Source organism: Actinoplanes siamensis (assembly GCF_016862395.1).
Lineage (GTDB): Bacteria > Actinomycetota > Actinomycetes > Mycobacteriales > Micromonosporaceae > Actinoplanes > Actinoplanes siamensis.
This window is the reverse complement of sequence record NZ_BOMW01000053.1, coordinates 53402-72226: the sequence shown is the minus strand read 5'-3', so window position 1 is coordinate 72226 and position 18825 is coordinate 53402. Positions and strand designations below refer to the sequence as shown.

The window sequence follows — 18825 nt, the reverse complement described above, 5'->3', positions numbered from 1 at the left end:
ATGGTGCGGCGGGGGGTGGCACTGTTTTCGGCCCTGGTCATGATGGTGGTGGCGTCAATCGCCTGGGCAGTGGCGGCACCGACAGGCGCCTACGCAACGCCTGCCAAAGCACCAGCAGGACCCTGCAGCTTGGAAGAGTGGAAAGCGGATGTCAATCAGTGCGTCAACCGGCTCACGACGGCCGTTGGCGACAAGGCAAAATGCGAAAAGGCACCCACCCCCAGTACCCCTGATTCAGGCCTAGCAGGCTGGTTCGCGGAGAGGCCAGCAGCATCGAGCGAACCGGGCCCGAAGGGCATGTACACACTATACGGATACGCCGGATACAGCTTCCCGAGCTACGATCAGGATGGCGGATGCGCCGCTATTGTCACCGAGGCTGACTCACGAGCCGAATCAACCATCGCTGATGGCGAGTTCATGGTTGCAACTGCAATTATTGGCGCATCGAATGCACTCCGTGAACGAGCCTGGGATCCGCAGTCGCTCTGGGGATGGGCAGACACACTTGTAGAGCAGGCCACCAAGGCTGTTTATGAGAAGGTTTTTACAGTCTTCGGGGTGGTCACTCTCGCGGTCGTGGGCATGTACCTACTCTGGCGTTCCCGGCAAGCGGACATGGGGGCAGCTACAACAACTGCCGGTTGGGCGGTCCTCGTTATGGTCGGCGTTACAGCTATAGCGGCTTGGCCTGTGCGTTCAGCCAACCTGGCGGACCAGAGTCTTGTTACATCCCTAAGCGTGATACACGGCGCAATTGGCCCTCAACCTCAGAGCGCAAACTCGGGGACTGATTGCAAACTCGGCAAAGCAGACGCGTGTACAGACAAGCGACCCCCAGCGGTACGAGCCAGTGACACGGCGACCGAGACGATGCTCTACCGGAACTGGCTTCGGGGCGTTCTTGGATCGGCGGACAGCGAAACGGCACAGAAGTACGGGTTCGCCCTTTACAGCGCCCATTCACTTCGATGGGACGAAGCCGAGGAAATCCGGAAAAATCCCGCCATCCGGGAAGCCCTGATCGAACGCAAGAAGAATCAATGGAAAGTTATTGCAGCACAAATTAACACCGAGGATCCCGAGGCGTACCAGTACCTGCAAGGAACCAACGGCATGGAACGAATCGGGTCCGGATTCATTGCCGCGCTCGCTGCACTTATGTTTGCAATGTTCGACCTCACTGCTTCCCTCCTGGTGCTGCTAGGTTTCCTAATATTTCGATGGGCCGTAATCGCTGTCCCGATTCTAGGAACAGTCGGCCTTCTACGCCCGGCCAGTGCAGGAATTCGCCGTCTCGGAAACGCTGTCATTGCAGCGATCTTCAATATCGCCATCTTTGGCACCGGTGCAGCTATTTATCTTTTCGCTGTCGATCTGATCATGAACACGGCGACCCTTCCTGGGTGGCTGCAGGTGGTTCTGGTTTGGCTGTGTGGTGTGGTTGGCTGGTTGCTGCTTCGGCCGTATCGCCGCATCACTCAGCTGGGCGGTAAGGATGGCGCTGCTGAGATCGCCTCCGGAGGCTCGTGGCACCGACGGTTCTTCCGCGACATGCGTGAGGCCGCGAAGCTGGAGATCGCCGACGGCGGTGGGACTCGTGAGCCGACGTTCGGCAAGGACGGCCGGACGGTCTTCGTCGAGCCGCGGAACATGCGGCCCGAGGCCCGGCTGGAGGATCCGGCGCACTCGGCCGCCTCTCGCGGTGACTCCACTCACGGCACCGGAACCTCCCACAAGGATTCCAGGCTGCCGGTGCCCACCCGCCCGGACGGCAACGAGTCGGTCCGGGACGAGAGGCCGGCGGCGGATTCGCCCGGCGACACCGGCGGCCGTGGCAACAGCGGCGGCGGTGGACGGCCGGCTCAGGCCCGACCCCGGACCCGGCGTACCGACTGGACCGAGCCGGACGTAGCCGAGCAGCCGACGTCGTACACGATCTACCGGCCGGAGACGGGTGCCACCACCCAGGAGCCGGTCACCCCTCGGGTGCGTTCCGAGGCGAGGTGATCGCATGGCCGGGATAGTCACGCGTGGGCTCAACGCTCTCTTCCGTACGCGATGGGGCGTTGCCTTGGTCTTGGTCGCCATCGTGCTGGCCATCGTCGGTATCGGGCGGCTGCTGTCGGACGGCAGATCGGAATCGCCGGTCGGGTTGGGGTCGCCCGCGCCGGCAATCAGCATCGACCCGTCGGAGGACGACAGCATCGTCTCCTCGGAGCCGCCGCCGAGCCCGAAGACCAGCCCTGGGCGGGCCGAGCCGGAGCAGGTGGCCTACGCGTTCGCCTCCGCCTGGGTGAGCCACACCGGTGTCACCTCGAAGAAGTGGCTCGATCGCCTGCTACCGAACGCCACCACCGACCTCGCGGATCAGCTTCGCGGGGTGGACCCGGCCGGTGTCCCCGCCGACCAGGTGATCGGCCGTCCTGCTCTTGATGTCGTCAATGACACCCAGGTCAACGCGATTGTCACGATGAACACCGGCAGACTCAGCCTCCGGCTGATCGCGCCGGACGGCCACTGGCTGGTCGACGGCATCGACTGGGAGGCGGCGTGACTCTCCGGCGGCCCCGCAAGGCTGTTCTCCTGGTCGCGCTGGTCACGACACTCGCCCTGATCTGCTGCGGCGGCAGCGTCGCGGTGCTCCTCTTCGGTGAGCTCAGCAACAAAGCGGATCGAACCGATATGAACGCCGCCGCCTACGGCTGCGGCGAGCGCGGGCCGGTCGCCGCAAATGCCAAACTTCCCAAAGTCCGGCAGTACGGCGCCCAGCAGATGCAGAACGCGGCCATCATCATCAATGTCGGCGCGAAGATGAAGATGCCGCCCCGCGCCTGGGTCATCGCGGTGGCCACCTCGATGCAGGAGTCCCGACTCGTCAATCTCGGCAACCTTGGTTCCCGCAACGACCACGACTCGCTCGGGCTCTTCCAGCAGCGGCCCAGCTCCGGTTGGGGGACGCCGAAACAGGTGCAGGATCCGGAGTACGCCGCCACGAAGTTCTACAAGAAGCTCAAGACGATCCGCGGCTGGGAGAACATGTCGTTGACCCGGGCGGCGCAGGCGGTCCAGATCAGCGCCTATCCGGACGCGTACGCCAAACATGAGCCGGCAGCCACGCAAATCGTGAACATGCTGGCTCACGGAGCGGCGAACGCGGTCGGGAACTCGGTGTCGATGACCTGCGCCCGAGCTGGCCAGGTCGCCGCATCCGGCTGGACGAACCCGGTGAAGGCCGAAGTCGGAAGCGGTTTCCGCAGCCCGGAACGACCCAACCACCAGGGCGTGGACCTGATGGTCGCGCGATACGCGCCGATCGTCGCGGCAGCGAGCGGCATCGTCTCGGTGGTGAAGTGCGACGAGGACTTCAGGGGCCGGAAGACCTGCGATGTCGACGGGTATCCGGGCAAGGGCGGATGTGGCTGGATGGTGGAGATCCAGCACGCCGGGAACGTTATGACCCGGTACTGTCACATGGTGCAGCGCCCCTTCGTCAAGGTAAACCAGAAGGTGACGGCCGGTCAGGTTATCGGCCGGGTCGGCACGAGCGGTAACTCCTCGGGCCCACACTTGCACTTCGAAGTTCATTACAACAACGATCGGTCAAAAGCCGGTGCAACGAACCCAATCTCATTCATGCAAAAACAAGGCGCACCATTGGGCCAAGCAGGATGATGAGCGAACCTTTCGATGATCCATTCAAAGGACAGGATTATTGGAAGCTCGATCCGCCCCGTCCAATCCTGCCCGTTCCGGCTACTATGACCGGCAATCTACGCGGCCGCCGCATCCTTATAGGACTCCCCGGCCTCGGCTGGCGGGGTGACCTTCGCGCCGACGAAAAAGTTATCCAAGGAAGCCGGACGTACGTACCAGTGATGCCAGAATCAGAATGGTATCGAGCGGAGTCCGAGCAAACTGAAGTTTTTGCCGCCCTTGTTCCAGTCGATCGAGTCTGGGTGGAAGACCTTGGCGTCCCAGTTCCACGAGGATCAGCCGTCTCACCTGAAATTGAGTTAGTCTCGCTCGATGAACCGCCTCGACGGCCAGCAAGGCCAGCGGAACAAGCAGGGTCCATAACAGGCCGACGCGCGGTCAGGTTGCTTGACGACGGCGGCGAGCAGCGGGACCTACGTGCAACGACTGAGCTATATACCAGCGAGAAGGGTGACATTTGCGCCCGAGTTTGCATCGAACTCGACTGGTACCGATGGGCTTGGAGCGGGAGAGTCCCGCAAACACTGGAGGTCGCCGCTGCTCTACTATGGATGGAATGATCCATTAAGCCGGATCAGCGGAGCAGACCCTCCATCCATCTTCATCGGACATCTCAAACTTCCATGGATCAAATGTCTCTTCACCGCCGCCAGATATCGTCCGCACAATGTCCACTCTGGCGGTGGCGCGATTGCCAAGAACCTGAATACTAAGATTTTTCCATGCCACCACAATACCGACAGAATAATTCACTTCGACCCGCTTGACCTCATCGCGAAATTCCCTTAACTGGCTAAATTCAACGCCAGCCTTACAGGAATACAGTTCAGCTTCTTGATCATCGCGATCGGTCAGATAGGCGCCCAGAAATTCCACCAACACTATATTCGGGTCAGTTCGCTTTATTTCGGTGGCGTCGTCGTAAAGAGAGACGAGCACGCCGACGCCGCCTAAGCAAAGGACTGCCAGAACCCCGCCTGCCAGTGCCAGCCACAAACGAGCTCGCCGACTCCGCAGACGACCACCACGCCGTGGCGGTACACCAGATCCCATACCTGCCAGCCCGGAAGCGATCGCACCTTGCCCGTGAACTGTCGGCGCCCCTGAGACATCAGAGTCCAGCGTCGAACCCGCCGGCACGCCAGCCAGCGGAGGCGCTTGCGGATTACCGACCGGCTGAGGCCCTTGAGGCGCACCCGAGCCCGCGGAGGGCACCTGCGGCCACGCCGATTCGCCAGGCCCCATGGGTATCCCCGACGACGTTGATCCGACTTCGGGCTCCGGCTCACGCGGCTGCATACATACGACACTAATTCGTCTTCCCCGGACCATCACGGCAGGGCGAGCACCAAATCTCCCGAACCCCGCAAGCCCTCCACCCGTACCAAAGATCACCCGCTCCTGATAGGACACACCGGCGGGCACCACGGGACCGGGCCAACGGGACCGCATTGTGTGGACCCTCGCTGGTCTGGGATAGGTTTTATGCGCGCGACAGGAGGTGACAGCAGTGGCGGATTCGGCTCTGCGGGTCCGGCAGGCCGCTGCTTTGCACCGGCAGGCGGTGGCGACAGCGGACGCGGCCTCCGCCGCGCTGGAAACCTATGCCCCGGGCGCCGGCGACTCCCGGGAGCAGCACCGGCTGGCCGAGCGGCTGCGGGTGGCCGCGGCGCAGGTGGCGCCGGGCTGGCTCGGGGCGCCTCTGGACGCCCTGACCCGCCAGGCGCCGCTCGGTGACGGGCAGACCCCGCAGTTCGTGCGGATCGGGGTGGCGCAGCCGCTCGACGACGTGCGCTTCCCGGCGATCGTCCCGCTGCTCGGGGTGGGTCACCTCACGGTGGACGCGAGTGCCACCGATCCTCGGGTGTTCGGGCTGATCCGGTCGCTGCTGCTGCGGATGCTCGCGGCCGCGCCGGCCGGGTCGCTGCTGGTGCGCACCGTGGACGGGGTGGGCGGCGGCCTGGTGTTCCAGCCGTTCGAGGAGCTTTTCGACGCCGGGCTGATGTCACCCCCGGCCACCGACCGGCGGGGGCTGCGGGATGTGCTGGCCGAGGCGGAGAAGTGGCTGCGCCCGGCCCGCGGGGTGAAGCGGCGCCCCGGGCGGGACCGCATGCTGCTGGTGGTGATCGCCAGCCTGCCGGAGATGACCGAGGGTGAGGAGCTGCGCCGGATCGCGGCGCTCGCGCAGCAGGGGCCGGATTCCGGGCTGTACCTGATCGTGGCCGGCTGGCCGCCTCCGCCGCTCACCGCGGAGACGACTCAGGCGCCGCTCCCGCGGACCACGGCGATCTCGGTGCGGAACCCGTTCGCGGTGGTCGGCGACCCGCCCGGTGGCTCGTTCGGGTCGACGCCGGAGGCGCCCTGGCTGAACGCGCCGGTCTTCCTGGACGAGGAGCCGCCGCCGCACCTGGTGGACGGGGTGTGTCAGGAGTTGGCCGCGCACACCGCGGCGACCTCCCGGGTGACGCTGGCCGACCTGCTGCCGGAGGCGGCCGAGGAGCTGTGGTCGGCGGACGCGTCCGGCGGGGTGGAGACCGTGGTGGGGCATCACGGCGACGTGCCGCTGGTGCTGAGGTTCAACGACCTGACCCCGCACTGGATGGTCGGCGGCCGCTCCGGCGCCGGCAAGACCGCCTTCCTGATCAATGTGCTGTACGGGCTGGGCGCCCGCTACTCCCCCGATGAGCTGGCCCTCTACCTGCTCGATTTCAAGGAGGGCGTGTCCTTCGCCGAGTTCGTCCCGACCCGCCGTGACCGCACCTGGCTGCCGCATGCCCGGGCGGTCGGCGTCGAGTCCGACCGGGAGTACGGCCTGGCCGTTCTCCGCGAGCTGGACGCCGAGATGGGCCGCCGCTCGATGGCGTACAAGCGGGCCGGCGTGTCGCGCTTCGCCGACTTGCGCGCGGTCGCGGCCGAGGAGGGCCGTGGCCGCCCGCTGCCGCGGGTCCTCTGTGTCGTCGACGAGTTCCAGGTGCTGCTGGCGGGCAACGATCCGACGGCGGCCGAGGCCGTGGGCCTGCTCGAGTCGCTGGCGCGCAAGGGCCGGTCGTACGGGATCCATCTGGTCCTGGCGAGTCAGACGGTGCTCGGCGTGGAAGCCCTCTACGCCAAGCGGGACTCGATCTTCGGCCAGTTCCCGGTGCGGATCGCGCTGCCGGGCGGCGGGGACGTGTTGGAGCCGACCAACGACTCGGCGGCCGGGCTGCCCCTGGGCAGCGCGGTGGTGAACACGGCGGGTGGTCTGGGCGGCCCCCGGGGCGCCACGCGTGGACACGAACGGGTGGTTCGCTTCCCGGATCCGCATGCCGATCAGAGACTGCTCAGCGATCTGCGTCACAAATTGTGGGGCGCCCGGGATCCGGAGGCGATCCCGCCGCGGATCTTCGCCGGCTACGCGCACCAGCACTTGGCCGACGACCCGACGTACCGGGCGGCGCTGGCCGGCCGGGCCAGCCGACCGACCGCCCTGGTCGGGCGGATGATCGACGTGAGCCTGTCGACCGCCGCGTTCCCGCTGGACTCGTCGCCGGGCCGGCACCTGGCCATCCTGGGTTCGCAGGCGGCCGGGGCGGAGGTGCTGGACGCCGCGGCGCGCAGCGTGGCGGCCTGCCTGGCGCCGCGCACCGCCCGCTTCGTCATCGCCTCGCTGGTCGCCGAGGGTGACGCGCTGGCCGCGGCGCTGGCCGCGGAGATCGCCCACCGGCAGGAGGTGGTCGTGGTGGACGCCGCCGGGCTGGATGCCGAGCTCGCCTCCGACCAGCCGGGGTACCGGGTGGTGTTCGGGATGGACGCCGCCCCGCCGGGTGGCCTGAGCGGCCTGCGGCAGCTGCTGCGGTCCGGGCCGGGCCGCGGTGGGCATCTGCTGTCCTGGTGGCGCGGCGTGCGCCGGTTCACCGAGGAGACCGGCGGCAGCATGGGCCGGGAGGACGTGGCCGGCCTGCTCTTCCTGAACGTTCCGCAGTCGGAGGTCACGCTGATGCTGGGCCGGCCGGTGGACTGGCAGCCGAGGCCGAACCGGGCGCTGCTGCACGACAGGCACACCGACCGCACGGTCACCGTGGTCCCGTTCGTGCAGCCGGAGGGCGACAACTCATGACCGGGCCGGAGCAGGCGCAGCAGAGCGGTCTCGTGCCGGCCCAGGCCGGTCCGCCGCCCGACGGTCCGTGGGCCGCCTATCTGGCCGCGGCGCGTGAGCTGGACGCGGTGCGCCGGGCCGCCAGCACGGTGGCCGGCGAGCAGGCGGCGACGATCACCACCGCCCGCCAGGAGCTGGCCTCGGTGCGGGCGCGACTCGCTCCGCAGCGGGCGAGGCTGGTGCGCGACTTCCGCGTACCGGAGGTGGATCTGATGCCCCTGGAGGGCGAACGGGCCGCCGCTCTGGCCGCGGTGACCGGCGGACCGGCCGCCGTTCTTTCCGCGTTGCGGCAGGCGCGGGCGACCGCGGACGCCGCCGACCACGCGTTCGTCGGTCCGGCTCCGGCCGGTTCCGGCCGTCCGTGGGCGCGCAACCTGCTGGTGTACGGCCCGTTCGCGGCCGCCGTGCTCTTCGTCCAGATCATCCTCTACCTGGTGGCCCCGAGCGGCTCGCTGCCCACGTACACCCTGCTGTGCGGCCTCAGCATGCCGCTGCTGGCCTTCGGCCTGGGTTGGGCCACCATCGGCTTCGTCTGGGGCGCTGAGAACGAGCCGGGCGCCCCGCCTGTAGACCGCACGCCGGTGCTGGGCATCGTCACCTGCCTCACCCCGGTGTTGCTCACCTGCATGGGTGTCGGGCTGCAGCAGCTGCTGGGCTGACTCACGAGAGGACCGCCGCATTGGCGAACGTGGAAGAAGTGAAGGTCAACATCGCCGCCTCGGTGGACGGCGCGGACCGCGCGATCGTCGGCATCCAGGTGGTCACCGATCAGCTCGACCAGTCGCTGGCGCTGCTCCGCCTGACCTCGATCGGCTCGTTCCATCCGGCTGCCGCGGCCGCCATCGCGCACCTGGAGCAGGCCCGCACCCGGCTTGACGAGGCGGTCCAGCTGACCCGCGCCGCCATGGACTCGGCGAACCAGTTCCGCAGCATGATCTGAACCATTCGAGATCGAATTCAGGAGCTTCCGGTCGTACGCCGGGGCCGCTGCTCCGGCCGAGGAGCGCGTGCGCGCAGTGGTCCACGGTTCGCGTTGCCGCGCCCGCCTGCGGGTCGACGAACGCCGGCGCGGGGGACCACGGGGTCATCGGCCCCCGCCCGCCGGCCGATGAACGCCGGCGCGGGACGGCCCACGGCTCCAGGTCGCGGCGAAAGCGCCAGCGGGGCGGTTCGCGGACCATGTCGCGGCCCGGACAGACGAAAAGCGCCAGCCGATTCGATCGGCTGGCGCCTCGGATGGGTCGGGGCGGCGGGGTCAGCGGGCGTTTATCAACGCCATCGCCTCGGCGCGGACCTTGCCGTCGGTCTGGAAGGCCCCGCGGACCGCGGACGTGACCGTGCGGGCGCCGGCCTTGCGGATGCCGCGCATCTCCATGCACAGGTGCTCGCACTCCAGGACCACTATCGCGCCGCGCGCGCCCAGTCTCTGCATCAGCAGATCCGCTATCTGCGAGGTGAGGCGCTCCTGGACCTGCGGCCGGCGGGCGAAGACCTCGACCAGGCGGGCCAGTTTCGACAGGCCGGTGATCCGGCCGTCGGGGCCGGGGATGTAGCCGATGTGCGCGAGGCCTTTGAACGGCAGCAGATGGTGCTCGCACATGCTCTGCACCTCGATGTCGCGGACCAGGACCAGTTCCTCGTGGTCCGCCTCGAAGGTGGTGGTGAGAACCTTGGCCGGATCCACCCGCAGGCCGGCGAAGAGCTCAGCATACGCGCGGGCGACCCGGGCGGGGGTCCGCTCCAGGCCGTCCCGGTCCGGGTCCTCACCGATCGCGATGAGGATCTCCCGGACCGCTTTCTCGATCCGCCCGAGGTCGACGGCCTGCTCGACCGGGGCCCCGGTGAGCTTGCCGTCGACCAGACGGGCGGCGAGGTAATCGAGTTCGTCGTGCGCGCTGATCAGTTGCTGCCTTCCACGGTGCCGTTCGCGTTCGGCCCGACGGCCAGCTGACCGTCCGACTCGGCCTGCGCCTTCAGCTTCTCCCGCTCGGCGGGGGTGAGCACCGGCGGGGCCTCGGACGGCAGACGCTTGCCGAAGCCGTTGAACGGCGACATCGGCGGGCGCTTCTGCACCCGGGCGCAGATCCGGTCCATGTCCTCGCGGGTGATCGTCTCCTTCTCGATCAGCTCGAGGACCATGTCGTCGAGAACGTCCCGGTACTCCACCAGGATCTCCCAGGCCTCGTCGTGCGCCAGCTCGATGAGCGCGCGCACCTCGGCGTCGATGTCGGCGGCGACCGAGTCCGAGTAGTCCCGCTCGTGGCCCATGTTGCGGCCCAGGAACGGCTCGTCGTTGCTGGTGCCGTACTTCACGGCGCCCAGCTTGGAGCTCATGCCGTACTGGGTGACCATGGCGCGGGCCAGGCCGGTCGCCTTCTCGATGTCGTTGCCGGCGCCGGTGGTGGGCTCGTGGAAGACGAGCTCCTCGGCGGCCCGGCCACCCAGCGCGTACGCCAGGGTGTCGATCATCTCGGCGCGGGTCTGCGTGTACTTGTCCTCGGTCGGCAGGACCAGGGTGTGCCCCAGGGAGCGGCCACGCGGCAGGATCGTCACCTTGTGCACCGGCGCGGAGTGCGGCAGGGCGTAGGCGACCAGCGCGTGCCCACCCTCGTGGTACGCCGTGATCTTCTTCTCGTTGTCGCTCATCGCCCGGGTGCGGCGCTCCGGGCCGGCGATGACCCGGTCGATCGCCTCCTCGAGGAACTCGTTCGAGATGGCGCGCTTCTCGTTGCGCGCGGTCAGCAGCGCGGCCTCGTTGATCACGTTGGCCAGGTCGGCGCCGGAGAAACCGGGCGTGCGGCGGGCCACCGAGTCGAGGTCGACGTCCGGCGTGAACGGCTTGCCCTTGGCGTGCACCCGGAGGATCGCCTTGCGGCCCTCCATGTCCGGGTTGTCCACCGGGATCTGCCTGTCGAAACGGCCCGGGCGCAGCAGCGCCGGGTCGAGGATGTCCGGCCGGTTGGTGGCGGCGATCAGGATCACGCCGCCCTTGGTGTCGAAGCCGTCCATCTCGACGAGCAGCTGGTTGAGCGTCTGCTCGCGCTCGTCGTGGCCGCCGCCCATGCCGGCGCCGCGGTGCCGGCCGACAGCGTCGATCTCGTCCACGAAGACGATCGCCGGCGCGTTCGACTTGGCCTGCTCGAAGAGGTCGCGGACCCGGCTCGCGCCGACACCGACGAACATCTCCACGAAGTCCGAGCCGGAGATGGAGTAGAACGGCACCCCGGCCTCGCCGGCGACCGCGCGGGCCAGCAGCGTCTTACCGGTACCCGGCTGGCCGAAGAGCAGCACGCCCTTCGGGATCTTGGCGCCGAGCGCCTGGTACTTCGCCGGGTTCTGCAGGAAGTCCTTGATCTCCTGGAGCTCCTCGACCGCCTCGTCGGCGCCCGCCACGTCGGCGAACGTCGTCTTCGGGGTGTCCTTGGTGATCATCTTCGCCTTGGACTTGCCGAAGTTGAGCACCCGGGAGCCGCCACCCTGCATCTGCGACATGAACAGCAGCAGCAGGACCACCAGAATGGCGATCGGCAGCAGGTTGATCAGCAGACTGAGGAGAATGTTGTCGCCGGAGACGGTGGTGTTGATCGTCCCGGTGATCCGCCCGGCCGACTTGGCCTGCTCGACGTCGTCCCAGATCGCGCTGGTGACCTCGTACGGATACTGGGTTTCGATCTTGTCCGTGGTCTTGCCGTTGAACTGCTCGGGGCTCTTCAGGTCGATCTGGAGCGTCTGCTCCTTGTCCTTCTGGACGACCTTCTCGATGCCTGGCTGGTTCAGACGCTCAAGAGCGACCGAAGTATCTACCCGCTGGTAGCTGGGACCACTGGTGAAGATCGAGCTCAGCGCGACTACGCCGATGATCACCAGAATGATCCAGACCACCGGGCGGCGGAAGAAACGCGTACGTTCCATACTGTTGTCGGGCGCCAAGCGCCCGGACCCTCCTGATCGGCGTCCTGGTCACCTCAACGTCGCCGCCCACCGGCGGCCGCCGGGATCAATTCCCCTCCGTGGTGGCGGCGAATCACTCCCGGCCCCTCCGGCGCTCGTGACACCACGCCATCGGTCACTCGACCGTACACCGTAGGCACCGATTGCGAACCCGTGAGGCCATAGGGCGAACTCCACGTAACCCCCCGCAATCCAGCGCGTTTCAGCAATAAAACAGCACATAACCACCATTACTGAGAACACGCTGAGAAAACGGTTCAGCTACGGGCGTAGACCTCGGGCTTGAGCACGCCCACGTACGGCAGCTCCCGGTAACGCTCCGCGAAGTCGAGTCCGTAACCGACCACGAACTCGTTCGGGATGTCGAAGCCCACGTAGCGGACCGGAACCTGCACCTTCACCGCGTCCGGCTTGCGGAACAGGGCGACCACCTCGACGCTGGCCGGCTGCCGCGACTCCAGGTACTTCATCAGCCAGGACAGGGTCAGCCCGGAATCCACGATGTCCTCGACGACCAGCACGTGCCGGCCGGCGATGTCCCGGTCCAGGTCCTTCAGGATGCGCACCACGCCGGACGAGGTCGTCCCCTGCCCGTACGACGAGACCGCCATGAACTCCATCTCGGTGGACGGCCCGTGCCGTCCCAGCGAGCGGGCGAAATCGGCCATGAACATGACCGCGCCCTTCAGCACGCAGACCAGGAGGATGCCGTCGGCGGCTTCGGCGTGGTCCGCGGAGACCTGCTTCGCCAGTTCGTCGATCTTCTCGCGGATCTGCTCCTCCGAGATGATCACGTGGTCGATGTCAGAGTCGTACCAAGAGCCATCAGCCATGTGCCTAGCCTGACGCATGGAGGTTACCGACCGCGAAACGGGGCCGGATTCCGCTCCGGATCGTTCACTTGGTAAGGGCCGGAACCACCCGAACGAGGTCACTATCCCGCCGCTCGACGGCGATCCCGGCGGGCAGGAAGGCCGGGCCCTGACCGTGCCAGTCGGTCACCAGGGCGTCGAGAGCGGTCACGTGCCCGTAGGCCAGCGCGCCCCCGGGCGCGCCGAGCTCCCGCGCCCACCGGTGCAGCACCCGGCCCCGGATCGCGGCGGACAGCCCGGCCAGCGCCGGCACCGACAGCCCGGCGCCGGAGCGGGCCTGCTCCAGGGCGGCGGCGGCCAACTCGTCCAGCGCCTCGTTGTCCGTCGCCAGCAGCGCCGCGGTACGGGCCAGGTTGCCCACCACCGCCGTGCCCAGCTCGGCCACCAGGGCGGGCAGGGCGGCGCCCCGGACACGCGACCGGGCGTACGCCGGATCGGTGTTGTGCGGGTCCTCCCAGGGCGCCAGCCCCAGGGCGGCACACGCCTTCCGGGTGTCCGAGCGGGCCACGTCCAGCAGCGGGCGGCGGAACACCCCGCGCCGCGGCGGCATCCCGGCCAGCCCGCGCGGCCCGGCGCCCCGGGCCAGCGCCAGCAGAACGGTCTCGGCCTGGTCGTCCCGGGTGTGCCCGAGCAGCACCGCGGTCGCTCCCAGCTCCCCGGCGGCGGCCTCGAGTGCCGCGTACCGCGCCGTCCGGGCGGCCGCCTCGGGGCCACCGGACAGGCCGGCGACAGTGACCGTGGACACCCGGACCGGGTCGAAGCCGGCATCCCGGGCCCACGCCGCCACCGACCGGGCCCGCCGGTCCGAGCCCTCCTGCAGGCCGTGGTCCACGGTCACCAGGCCGACCCGCCGGCCGGCGACGAAGCGCGTCGCGGCCGCCAGCGCCAGCGAGTCCGCGCCGCCCGAGCAGGCGACCAGCACGAGCGAGTCGGACGGCAGGTCGGCCAGGCCGCGACGGACCGCCGTCCGGACCGCGGCGACCGGCGCCGGGATCCGGGCCACGGTCAGTCGAGCGCCGGGCGCGCGTCGTGCACCCGCGACACCCACGCGTCCGGATCGCCCAGCTCGTCCAGCCAGGGCAGGGTGAGCGGGGACTCGAAGATCTTGTTGAAGCCGTCCATGCCGACACGCTCGACGACGCCGTGCACGAACTTGTGGCCCTCCGCGTACTGCCGCATCTTGACGTCGATGCCGAGCAGCCTGCGGACCGCCTTGTCCAGCGGGTTGCCGCCCTCGCGGCGCCGGTTGAACTTGGCCCGGATCGACTCGACGCTCGGGATCACCTCGGGGCCGACGCCGTCCATCACGAACTCGGCGTGCCCCTCCAGCAGCGTCATCAGCGCGGTCAGCCGGTCCAGCACGGCCTTCTGCCCGGGGGTCTGCACGATGTCGAGCACCGAGACCCGGCTCTCCGAGTCGCGCAGCGCGTCGGAGAGCGTGGCCACCCCGCGGCGCAGGCGCTCCAGCATGTGCTCGCCGCCCTGGGAGGCGTCGACGAACGCCTGCACCTGGCCGAGGAAGTAACCACGCATCCAGGGGACCGCTGTGAACTGGGTGCGGTGGGTCACCTCGTGCAGGCAGACCCAGAGCCGGAAGTCCCGCGGGTCGGCGCCGATCCGGCGCTCCACCTCGACGATGTTCGGCGCGTTCAGCAGGAGTTGGCCGGGCTCGCCGGAGAAGACCTCGTACTGCCCGAGGACGCGGCCGGAAAGGTAGGCCAGGATCGTGCCGGCCTGCACGCCGGTCACCCGGGTGCCGATCGCCTCGGCGAACGCGCCCGGCTGCTTGTCCCCGGAGAGCTTGGCGACCAGCGGGTTGATCACCTCCCGCAGGCCGGCGATGTTCACCTTCGCCCAGTCGCGGCGGTCGACCACCCGCACCGGCGGCACCTCGACCTGCGAGCTGAGCCCGGTGTAAGCCGCCACGTGACCGGCCGCCTCCTCGGTCAGCTCCCGCAGCTCGGACACCACCTGTGCGGCCTCGTCGTAGGAGACCGCGGGGCCTGATTTGGACAGCGCGCCCGCGGTCGCGGCGGCCAGGTCCCAGTCAACGAACTGCGCCATGCAGCCGACAGTACCCGCGCGGCTCCAGAGCGCACTCCGGTGAATCCCCTGGGTCACGCTCCGCGTCCCGGCGAGCCCGCCCCCGGCTCCTCACGAGCAGCCGCAGGCGACCAGCTTGGCCGCGACCTTGTCGAGCGCCGCCTTCGCGGTGGTCGCGTTCGAGCCGCCGCTCGCCATGATCGCGAAGGCCAGCACCCGCCCGTCCTTGGTGACCAGCACCCCGGCCAGGGTGTTGACGCCGCTCAGTGTGCCGGTCTTGGCCCGCACGACGCCCTGCGCGGCCTGGTTCGGGCTGGGCGTGACGAACCGGGTGCGCAGGGTGCCGGACCAGCCGGCCACCGGCAGGCCGTTGAACATCGCGGAAAGCTCCGGCCTGGTGCCGCCGGCCGCCAGGGCCAGGGTCTGCACCAGCAGGGTGGGGCTGATGCCGTTGTGCCGGGACAGGCCGCTGCCGTCGTACAGAGTCGCCTCGTCGCCGGGCAGGCCCAACTCGCGCAGCTTGCCGATCATCGCCTCGGAGGCTCCGTCGAAGCTGGCCTCGGCCCCGGCCGCCAACGCCACCTGGCGGGCCATCGCCTCGGCCAGCGTGTTGTCGCTCTGCTGCAGCATCCAGTCGAGGATCTGCACCAGCGGCGGCGACTCGACCTTGCCCAGTTCCCGGCCGGGGGTGACGGCCGCGGCGGAGGCCGGCGCGGAGGCGGGGCCCGACGAGCCGCCCGCGGTGTCCGCGGCCGGCGCCTTGCCCTTGCTCACCTGCTCCGCCGGGACGCCGAGCTGGCTCGCGAACGCCCGCCCCGCGGCCAGCGCCGGGTCGGAATAGCGCGGGTCGCCGCCGACCTCGTGGTGTACCGGCGTGATCCGGCCGGCATTCGTCATCAGCGCCTGGATCCTGGCGACCTGCCCGCCCGGGGAGATGTCGCCCGCGGACCAGCCGGTGGCCTTCTCCGGGCCGCTGAACAGCGAGATGTCCACCGTCACCCGGGTGATCGGGGTGTCGCCCATCGCCTTCTTCACCTGCGCGGACAGCTGATCCAACCGGGCCGCGCCGGGGAACTGCCCCGACGCGCCGACGGCCAGGGTCGGATCGCCGCCCCCGACGATCACCACCTCGCCCGGTCTCGCGCCCGCCACGGCCCGGGTGGTCAGCCGGTAGGCCGGGCCCCGGGCGGCCAGCGCGGTCACCGCGGTGAGCAGCTTGGTGGTCGAGGCCGGTGTGGTCGGGATGTCGGCGTTCTGCGCGTACAGCACCTGCGTGGTGGGCACGTCGAGCACCGAGACGTGCACCGTCGAGCCCAGTGCCGGCGACCTCACCAGCGGGTCCAGCGCCGCCTTGACCGCCTCGGCGTTCGGCGCGGCGCCCTGGGCGGCCGCCGCGGCGAGCACCGGGGTCGGCTTGGGGTCGGGCGTGGTCGCCGCCGGGGAGGGGCCGGCCGGGTCGCCGAACCAGCCGGCGATCGGGCCGGGCCGCTCGATCACGCCGACGACCACCACCGCGAGCAGGACGACCACGGCCAGGACGATCGAGGCGACCTTCGTACTGGAGAAGAATCCCGGCGCGGCCCCGGCGTCGCCGCCGGTCCCGGCGGGTTCGCCGACACCGGCTCCGGGGGCCGCGGGTGGCCGGACTCCGCTGTTCGACGCCGGCGGGCGCGCGGTGTTCAACGGAACCGAGGCCTTGCCGTACGGGATGTCCCCGCTCTTGACCGGCGCGGGCGCGGCCGGGGACGCCGGCTGGGGCGGCTGCGGGCCGCTGGGCGGGTAGTCGCCGGCCGGCGGGATCTGCACCGTCGGCTGCGAGTCCCGCGCCGGCGGAGGGAAGCCCGCCCAGCCCGGCGCCGCCGGTGACGGGCCGGAAACGCCGAACCCGCCGGGGCGCCCCTTACCGGCATCCGGGCGGTCCGTCCCGTCCGACACGCCGTTGGACTCCGGACCGTTCTGTGAATCTGGCCTCGTCATACGCCCCTCCTCGCCCGTGGCGTCAGACTTAGGGGAGACTAGCGACATCCGGCACACCGTTGCGCGCGGATCCTGCGGGCCCTGCTTCCATCCCCCCGCGTCCCGCCCGGCGGACCGGTCTCATCAGGCGGGCAAGCAAAAGGGGAGCAAACAATGGATTTCGACGTTCTGGTTGAGATCCCCAAGGGGCAGCGCAACAAGTACGAGGTGGACCACAAGACCGGCCGCATCCGGCTGGACCGGACCCTCTTCACGGCGACACAGTATCCCGCCGACTACGGCTTCATCGAGGGCACCCTGGGGCAGGACGGTGACCCGCTGGACGCCCTGGTGCTGATCCAGGAGCCGACCTTCCCCGGCTGCCTGGTCCGCGCCCGCGCGATCGGCATGTACCGGATGACCGACGAGAAGGGCCGCGACGACAAGGTCCTCTGCGTGCCCTACGAGGACCCGCGCCAGGAGCACCTGCGCGACATCCACCACCTGGGCGAGTTCGACCGGATGGAGATCCAGCACTTCTTCACGGTCTACAAGGACCTGGAGCCGGGCAAGTCCGTCGAGGGCGCGACCTGGGTGGGCCGCGTCGAGGCCGAGGCCGAGATCCGGGCCTCCTTCCAGCGCGCCAAGGACGCCGAGGGCGAAGAAGAGTCGCACTGACCGCTCGTCTCCCCTGACACCGCCGACGACCGCACCTGCGGGGCCCGCGCCCCGCAGGTGCGGTCGTATGGCCGGCTAGAGAGTGATCCCGCCGACCGCGGCGTAGAGGCCGGCGGCCCAGCAGGCGGCCGGGATCACCGACACCGTGGCCACCACGTCGAGCACGTCGGCGGGGCGGCCCGGCCAAGCCGGCGGCGGCCGGCGCGCCCAGGCCACCCCGGCGGCCGCGACGAGCAGGCCGAGCGCCACGCAACCCACGGTCACCACGGGCCGCGCCGCCGCCGGGGCCGTGCCGAGCAGGTCGGCGGCGAGCGCGGTGAACGCGGCCAGCCCACCGGCGAGCAACGGCAGCCGCTGGCGCCGAGCCCGGAACAGCCGGGACCGCAGCAGCACCGCGAGGCCTCCGGCCATCAGCAGGACGCGAGCCGCCGGGGACCGCGTCCCGGCCAGCGCCGCCGACGCGCCGGCCATCAGCACGGCGTGCCCGAGCAGCAGGCCGGCCAGCAGCTCGTCGGTGCGGCGTACCGCGTCGAAGACCGTCTCCGGGTCGGGCCGGCGCCGGACGGCGTCCAGCGCGGCGCCGGACGGCTCGGGCGGCGCGGCCGGCGGCGCCGGGGTACGACCCAGGACGATGGCCAGCACCGGCAGCACCGAGATACCGCAGGCCAGCACCGCGAGCAGGGTCGCGGCGCCGGCCGCCGGACCGCCGGCCAGGCCGGCCGGCGCGGTCAGGACACCCAGCCCGCCGGCCGTCACACCGGCCGTGAAGACCCTGGTCCCGGCCGCCACGCCGGCCCCGCAGAGCACCGCGGTCAGCAGCGCCGCGGCCGAGCCGGCGAGCAGTTCCGGGCCGCCGGTCAAGCGTGTCCCACCGGCTCCGGCCGCCGCGGTGAGGGCGGCCGCGCCGGTGAACGCGTAGAGCAGCGCGAAGGTTCCCAGGAACACGCCGGTGGCCGCCGCGCCGTACGCCCGGGAGGCGATCGTCGCGGCGAGAGTGAGCAGCGCGGCCGCGCCGAGCCCGGACCAGCCCGCCCCGCCACCCCGCGGGTCCGCGGTGAGCAGCGCGAACAGGCCGAGGGTGAACACGATGCCGGCGGCCGTCAGGGCGGTGACGCGGGTGGCCGCCGGGGTCCAGACGCCACCCCGCCGCCGGGCGCCCTCCGCGACCGCCTCCACCACGTCGTCGTACTCCAGCTCCGGCCAGTCGTCGCCGGCCGGACGCAGGTGGAGCACCTCGCCGTCGCGTACCCCCTGCTGGTGCAGCCCTCGGCCGACTTCGAGCGGGACGCCGTCGGAGCGTCGCAGCACCCATCCGCCGTGCCGTTCGCCGAGGTCGGCGAGGTCTTCGCCGGCATGCCGGAGAACGTCCGGCAGCAGCTCGGCGAGCGGCACGTGCTCGGGCAGCGCGACGTCCACCCGACGTTGCGGGGCGCTGATCGTCACACGCGCCAGACCGGTGCTCACCAGGACACC

General features: G+C 69.9%; 16 protein-coding genes. 8 read left to right on the top strand and 8 right to left on the bottom strand.

The window, feature by feature from the left end; genetic code table 11:
- The 4 genes from Asi03nite_RS26360 (at window position 1) to Asi03nite_RS38050 (ending at window position 4277) form a co-directional block, all read left to right on the top strand.
- A complete protein-coding gene (locus Asi03nite_RS26360) occupies window positions 1–2010 on the top strand; it encodes an MFS transporter (protein ID WP_203683145.1) in 2010 nt (669 codons plus the stop codon).
- 64 nt (window positions 2011–2074) lie between these two features.
- Window positions 2075–2557: a hypothetical protein gene (locus Asi03nite_RS26355; RefSeq protein WP_239102931.1), complete on the top strand. Its 483-nt coding sequence runs from the start codon at window positions 2075–2077 to the stop codon at window positions 2555–2557.
- Entirely contained in the window at window positions 2554–3675 is a 1122-nt protein-coding gene (locus tag Asi03nite_RS26350) for a M23 family metallopeptidase (protein WP_203683143.1), read from the top strand. Before Asi03nite_RS26355 ends, Asi03nite_RS26350 begins: the two co-directional genes overlap by 4 nt.
- Entirely contained in the window at window positions 3675–4277 is a 603-nt protein-coding gene (locus Asi03nite_RS38050) for a hypothetical protein (protein WP_239102930.1), read from the top strand. Before Asi03nite_RS26350 ends, Asi03nite_RS38050 begins: the two co-directional genes overlap by 1 nt.
- Before the next feature lie 4 nt (window positions 4278–4281).
- Here Asi03nite_RS38050 and Asi03nite_RS26345 read toward each other — a convergent pair whose 3' ends face one another.
- The gene (locus Asi03nite_RS26345; protein ID WP_239102929.1) at window positions 4282–4713 is read right to left on the bottom strand and encodes a hypothetical protein; all 432 of its coding nucleotides are present in this window, start codon (window positions 4711–4713) and stop codon (window positions 4282–4284) included.
- 505 nt (window positions 4714–5218) lie between these two features.
- On the opposite strand from Asi03nite_RS26345, the gene Asi03nite_RS26340 reads away from it, so the two are divergent.
- From Asi03nite_RS26340 to Asi03nite_RS26330, 3 genes are read left to right on the top strand one after another with little or no spacing between them, the layout of a single operon-like run.
- Window positions 5219–7813, top strand: coding sequence for an FtsK/SpoIIIE domain-containing protein (locus tag Asi03nite_RS26340; protein ID WP_203683142.1), 2595 nt, complete (start codon window positions 5219–5221; stop codon window positions 7811–7813).
- Window positions 7810–8511 carry a hypothetical protein gene (locus Asi03nite_RS26335; protein WP_203683141.1) on the top strand — a complete coding sequence of 234 codons (702 nt, stop codon included), beginning with the start codon at window positions 7810–7812 and terminating at the stop codon, window positions 8509–8511. Before Asi03nite_RS26340 ends, Asi03nite_RS26335 begins: the two co-directional genes overlap by 4 nt.
- 29 nt (window positions 8512–8540) lie before the next feature.
- Complete coding sequence (locus Asi03nite_RS26330; RefSeq protein WP_239102928.1) at window positions 8541–8792, top strand: hypothetical protein; 252 nt, start codon at window positions 8541–8543, stop codon at window positions 8790–8792.
- 315 nt (window positions 8793–9107) lie between these two features.
- Here the strand turns inward: Asi03nite_RS26330 and folE are convergent, their stop codons facing one another.
- From folE to dacB, 6 genes are all read right to left on the bottom strand, one after another.
- The gene (folE, locus tag Asi03nite_RS26325) at window positions 9108–9755 is read right to left on the bottom strand and encodes a GTP cyclohydrolase I FolE (RefSeq protein WP_203683177.1); all 648 of its coding nucleotides are present in this window, start codon (window positions 9753–9755) and stop codon (window positions 9108–9110) included.
- Window positions 9752–11764 carry an ATP-dependent zinc metalloprotease FtsH gene (ftsH, locus tag Asi03nite_RS26320; RefSeq protein ID WP_203683139.1) on the bottom strand — a complete coding sequence of 671 codons (2013 nt, stop codon included), beginning with the start codon at window positions 11762–11764 and terminating at the stop codon, window positions 9752–9754. The genes folE and ftsH overlap by 4 nt, the downstream gene beginning before the upstream one ends.
- Before the next feature lie 296 nt (window positions 11765–12060).
- Window positions 12061–12636 (bottom strand): hypoxanthine phosphoribosyltransferase, encoded by a 576-nt coding sequence (gene hpt, locus Asi03nite_RS26315; protein ID WP_203683138.1) that lies wholly within the window; start codon window positions 12634–12636, stop codon window positions 12061–12063.
- 64 nt (window positions 12637–12700) lie between these two features.
- Window positions 12701–13678 (bottom strand): tRNA lysidine(34) synthetase TilS, encoded by a 978-nt coding sequence (gene tilS, locus Asi03nite_RS26310; RefSeq protein ID WP_203683137.1) that lies wholly within the window; start codon window positions 13676–13678, stop codon window positions 12701–12703.
- Between the two features lie 2 nt (window positions 13679–13680).
- Window positions 13681–14739, bottom strand: a complete 1059-nt coding sequence (locus Asi03nite_RS26305) for an Rv3626c family coenzyme F420 biosynthesis-associated protein (protein WP_203683136.1) — start codon at window positions 14737–14739, stop codon at window positions 13681–13683.
- A 90-nt stretch (window positions 14740–14829) separates the two neighbouring features.
- Window positions 14830–16695, bottom strand: coding sequence for a D-alanyl-D-alanine carboxypeptidase/D-alanyl-D-alanine endopeptidase (dacB, locus tag Asi03nite_RS26300; protein WP_203683135.1), 1866 nt, complete (start codon window positions 16693–16695; stop codon window positions 14830–14832).
- A 153-nt stretch (window positions 16696–16848) separates the two neighbouring features.
- Here dacB and Asi03nite_RS26295 point away from each other — a divergent pair, with 153 nt between their 5' ends.
- Complete coding sequence (locus Asi03nite_RS26295; protein WP_203683134.1) at window positions 16849–17352, top strand: inorganic diphosphatase; 504 nt, start codon at window positions 16849–16851, stop codon at window positions 17350–17352.
- A gap of 75 nt (window positions 17353–17427) precedes the next feature.
- On the opposite strand, the gene eccD is transcribed toward Asi03nite_RS26295, so the two are convergent.
- Complete coding sequence (eccD, locus tag Asi03nite_RS26290) at window positions 17428–18816, bottom strand: type VII secretion integral membrane protein EccD (RefSeq protein WP_203683133.1); 1389 nt, start codon at window positions 18814–18816, stop codon at window positions 17428–17430.
- Between the last annotated feature and the right edge of the window lie 9 nt (window positions 18817–18825).

What these genes read in the sequence shown, in the direction of transcription:
- Asi03nite_RS26305 (WP_203683136.1), bottom strand. Translation starts at nt 14,739, where the DNA reads ATGGCGCAGTTCGTTGACTGGGACCTGGCCGCCGCGACCGCGGGCGCG.
- ftsH (WP_203683139.1), bottom strand. Translation starts at nt 11,764, where the DNA reads ATGGAACGTACGCGTTTCTTCCGCCGCCCGGTGGTCTGGATCATTCTG.
- Asi03nite_RS38050 (WP_239102930.1), top strand. Translation starts at nt 3,675, where the DNA reads ATGAGCGAACCTTTCGATGATCCATTCAAAGGACAGGATTATTGGAAG.
- dacB (WP_203683135.1), bottom strand. Translation starts at nt 16,695, where the DNA reads ATGACGAGGCCAGATTCACAGAACGGTCCGGAGTCCAACGGCGTGTCG.
- Asi03nite_RS26295 (WP_203683134.1), top strand. Translation starts at nt 16,849, where the DNA reads ATGGATTTCGACGTTCTGGTTGAGATCCCCAAGGGGCAGCGCAACAAG.
- hpt (WP_203683138.1), bottom strand. Translation starts at nt 12,636, where the DNA reads ATGGCTGATGGCTCTTGGTACGACTCTGACATCGACCACGTGATCATC.
- Asi03nite_RS26360 (WP_203683145.1), top strand. Translation starts at nt 1, where the DNA reads ATGGTGCGGCGGGGGGTGGCACTGTTTTCGGCCCTGGTCATGATGGTG.
- Asi03nite_RS26335 (WP_203683141.1), top strand. Translation starts at nt 7,810, where the DNA reads ATGACCGGGCCGGAGCAGGCGCAGCAGAGCGGTCTCGTGCCGGCCCAG.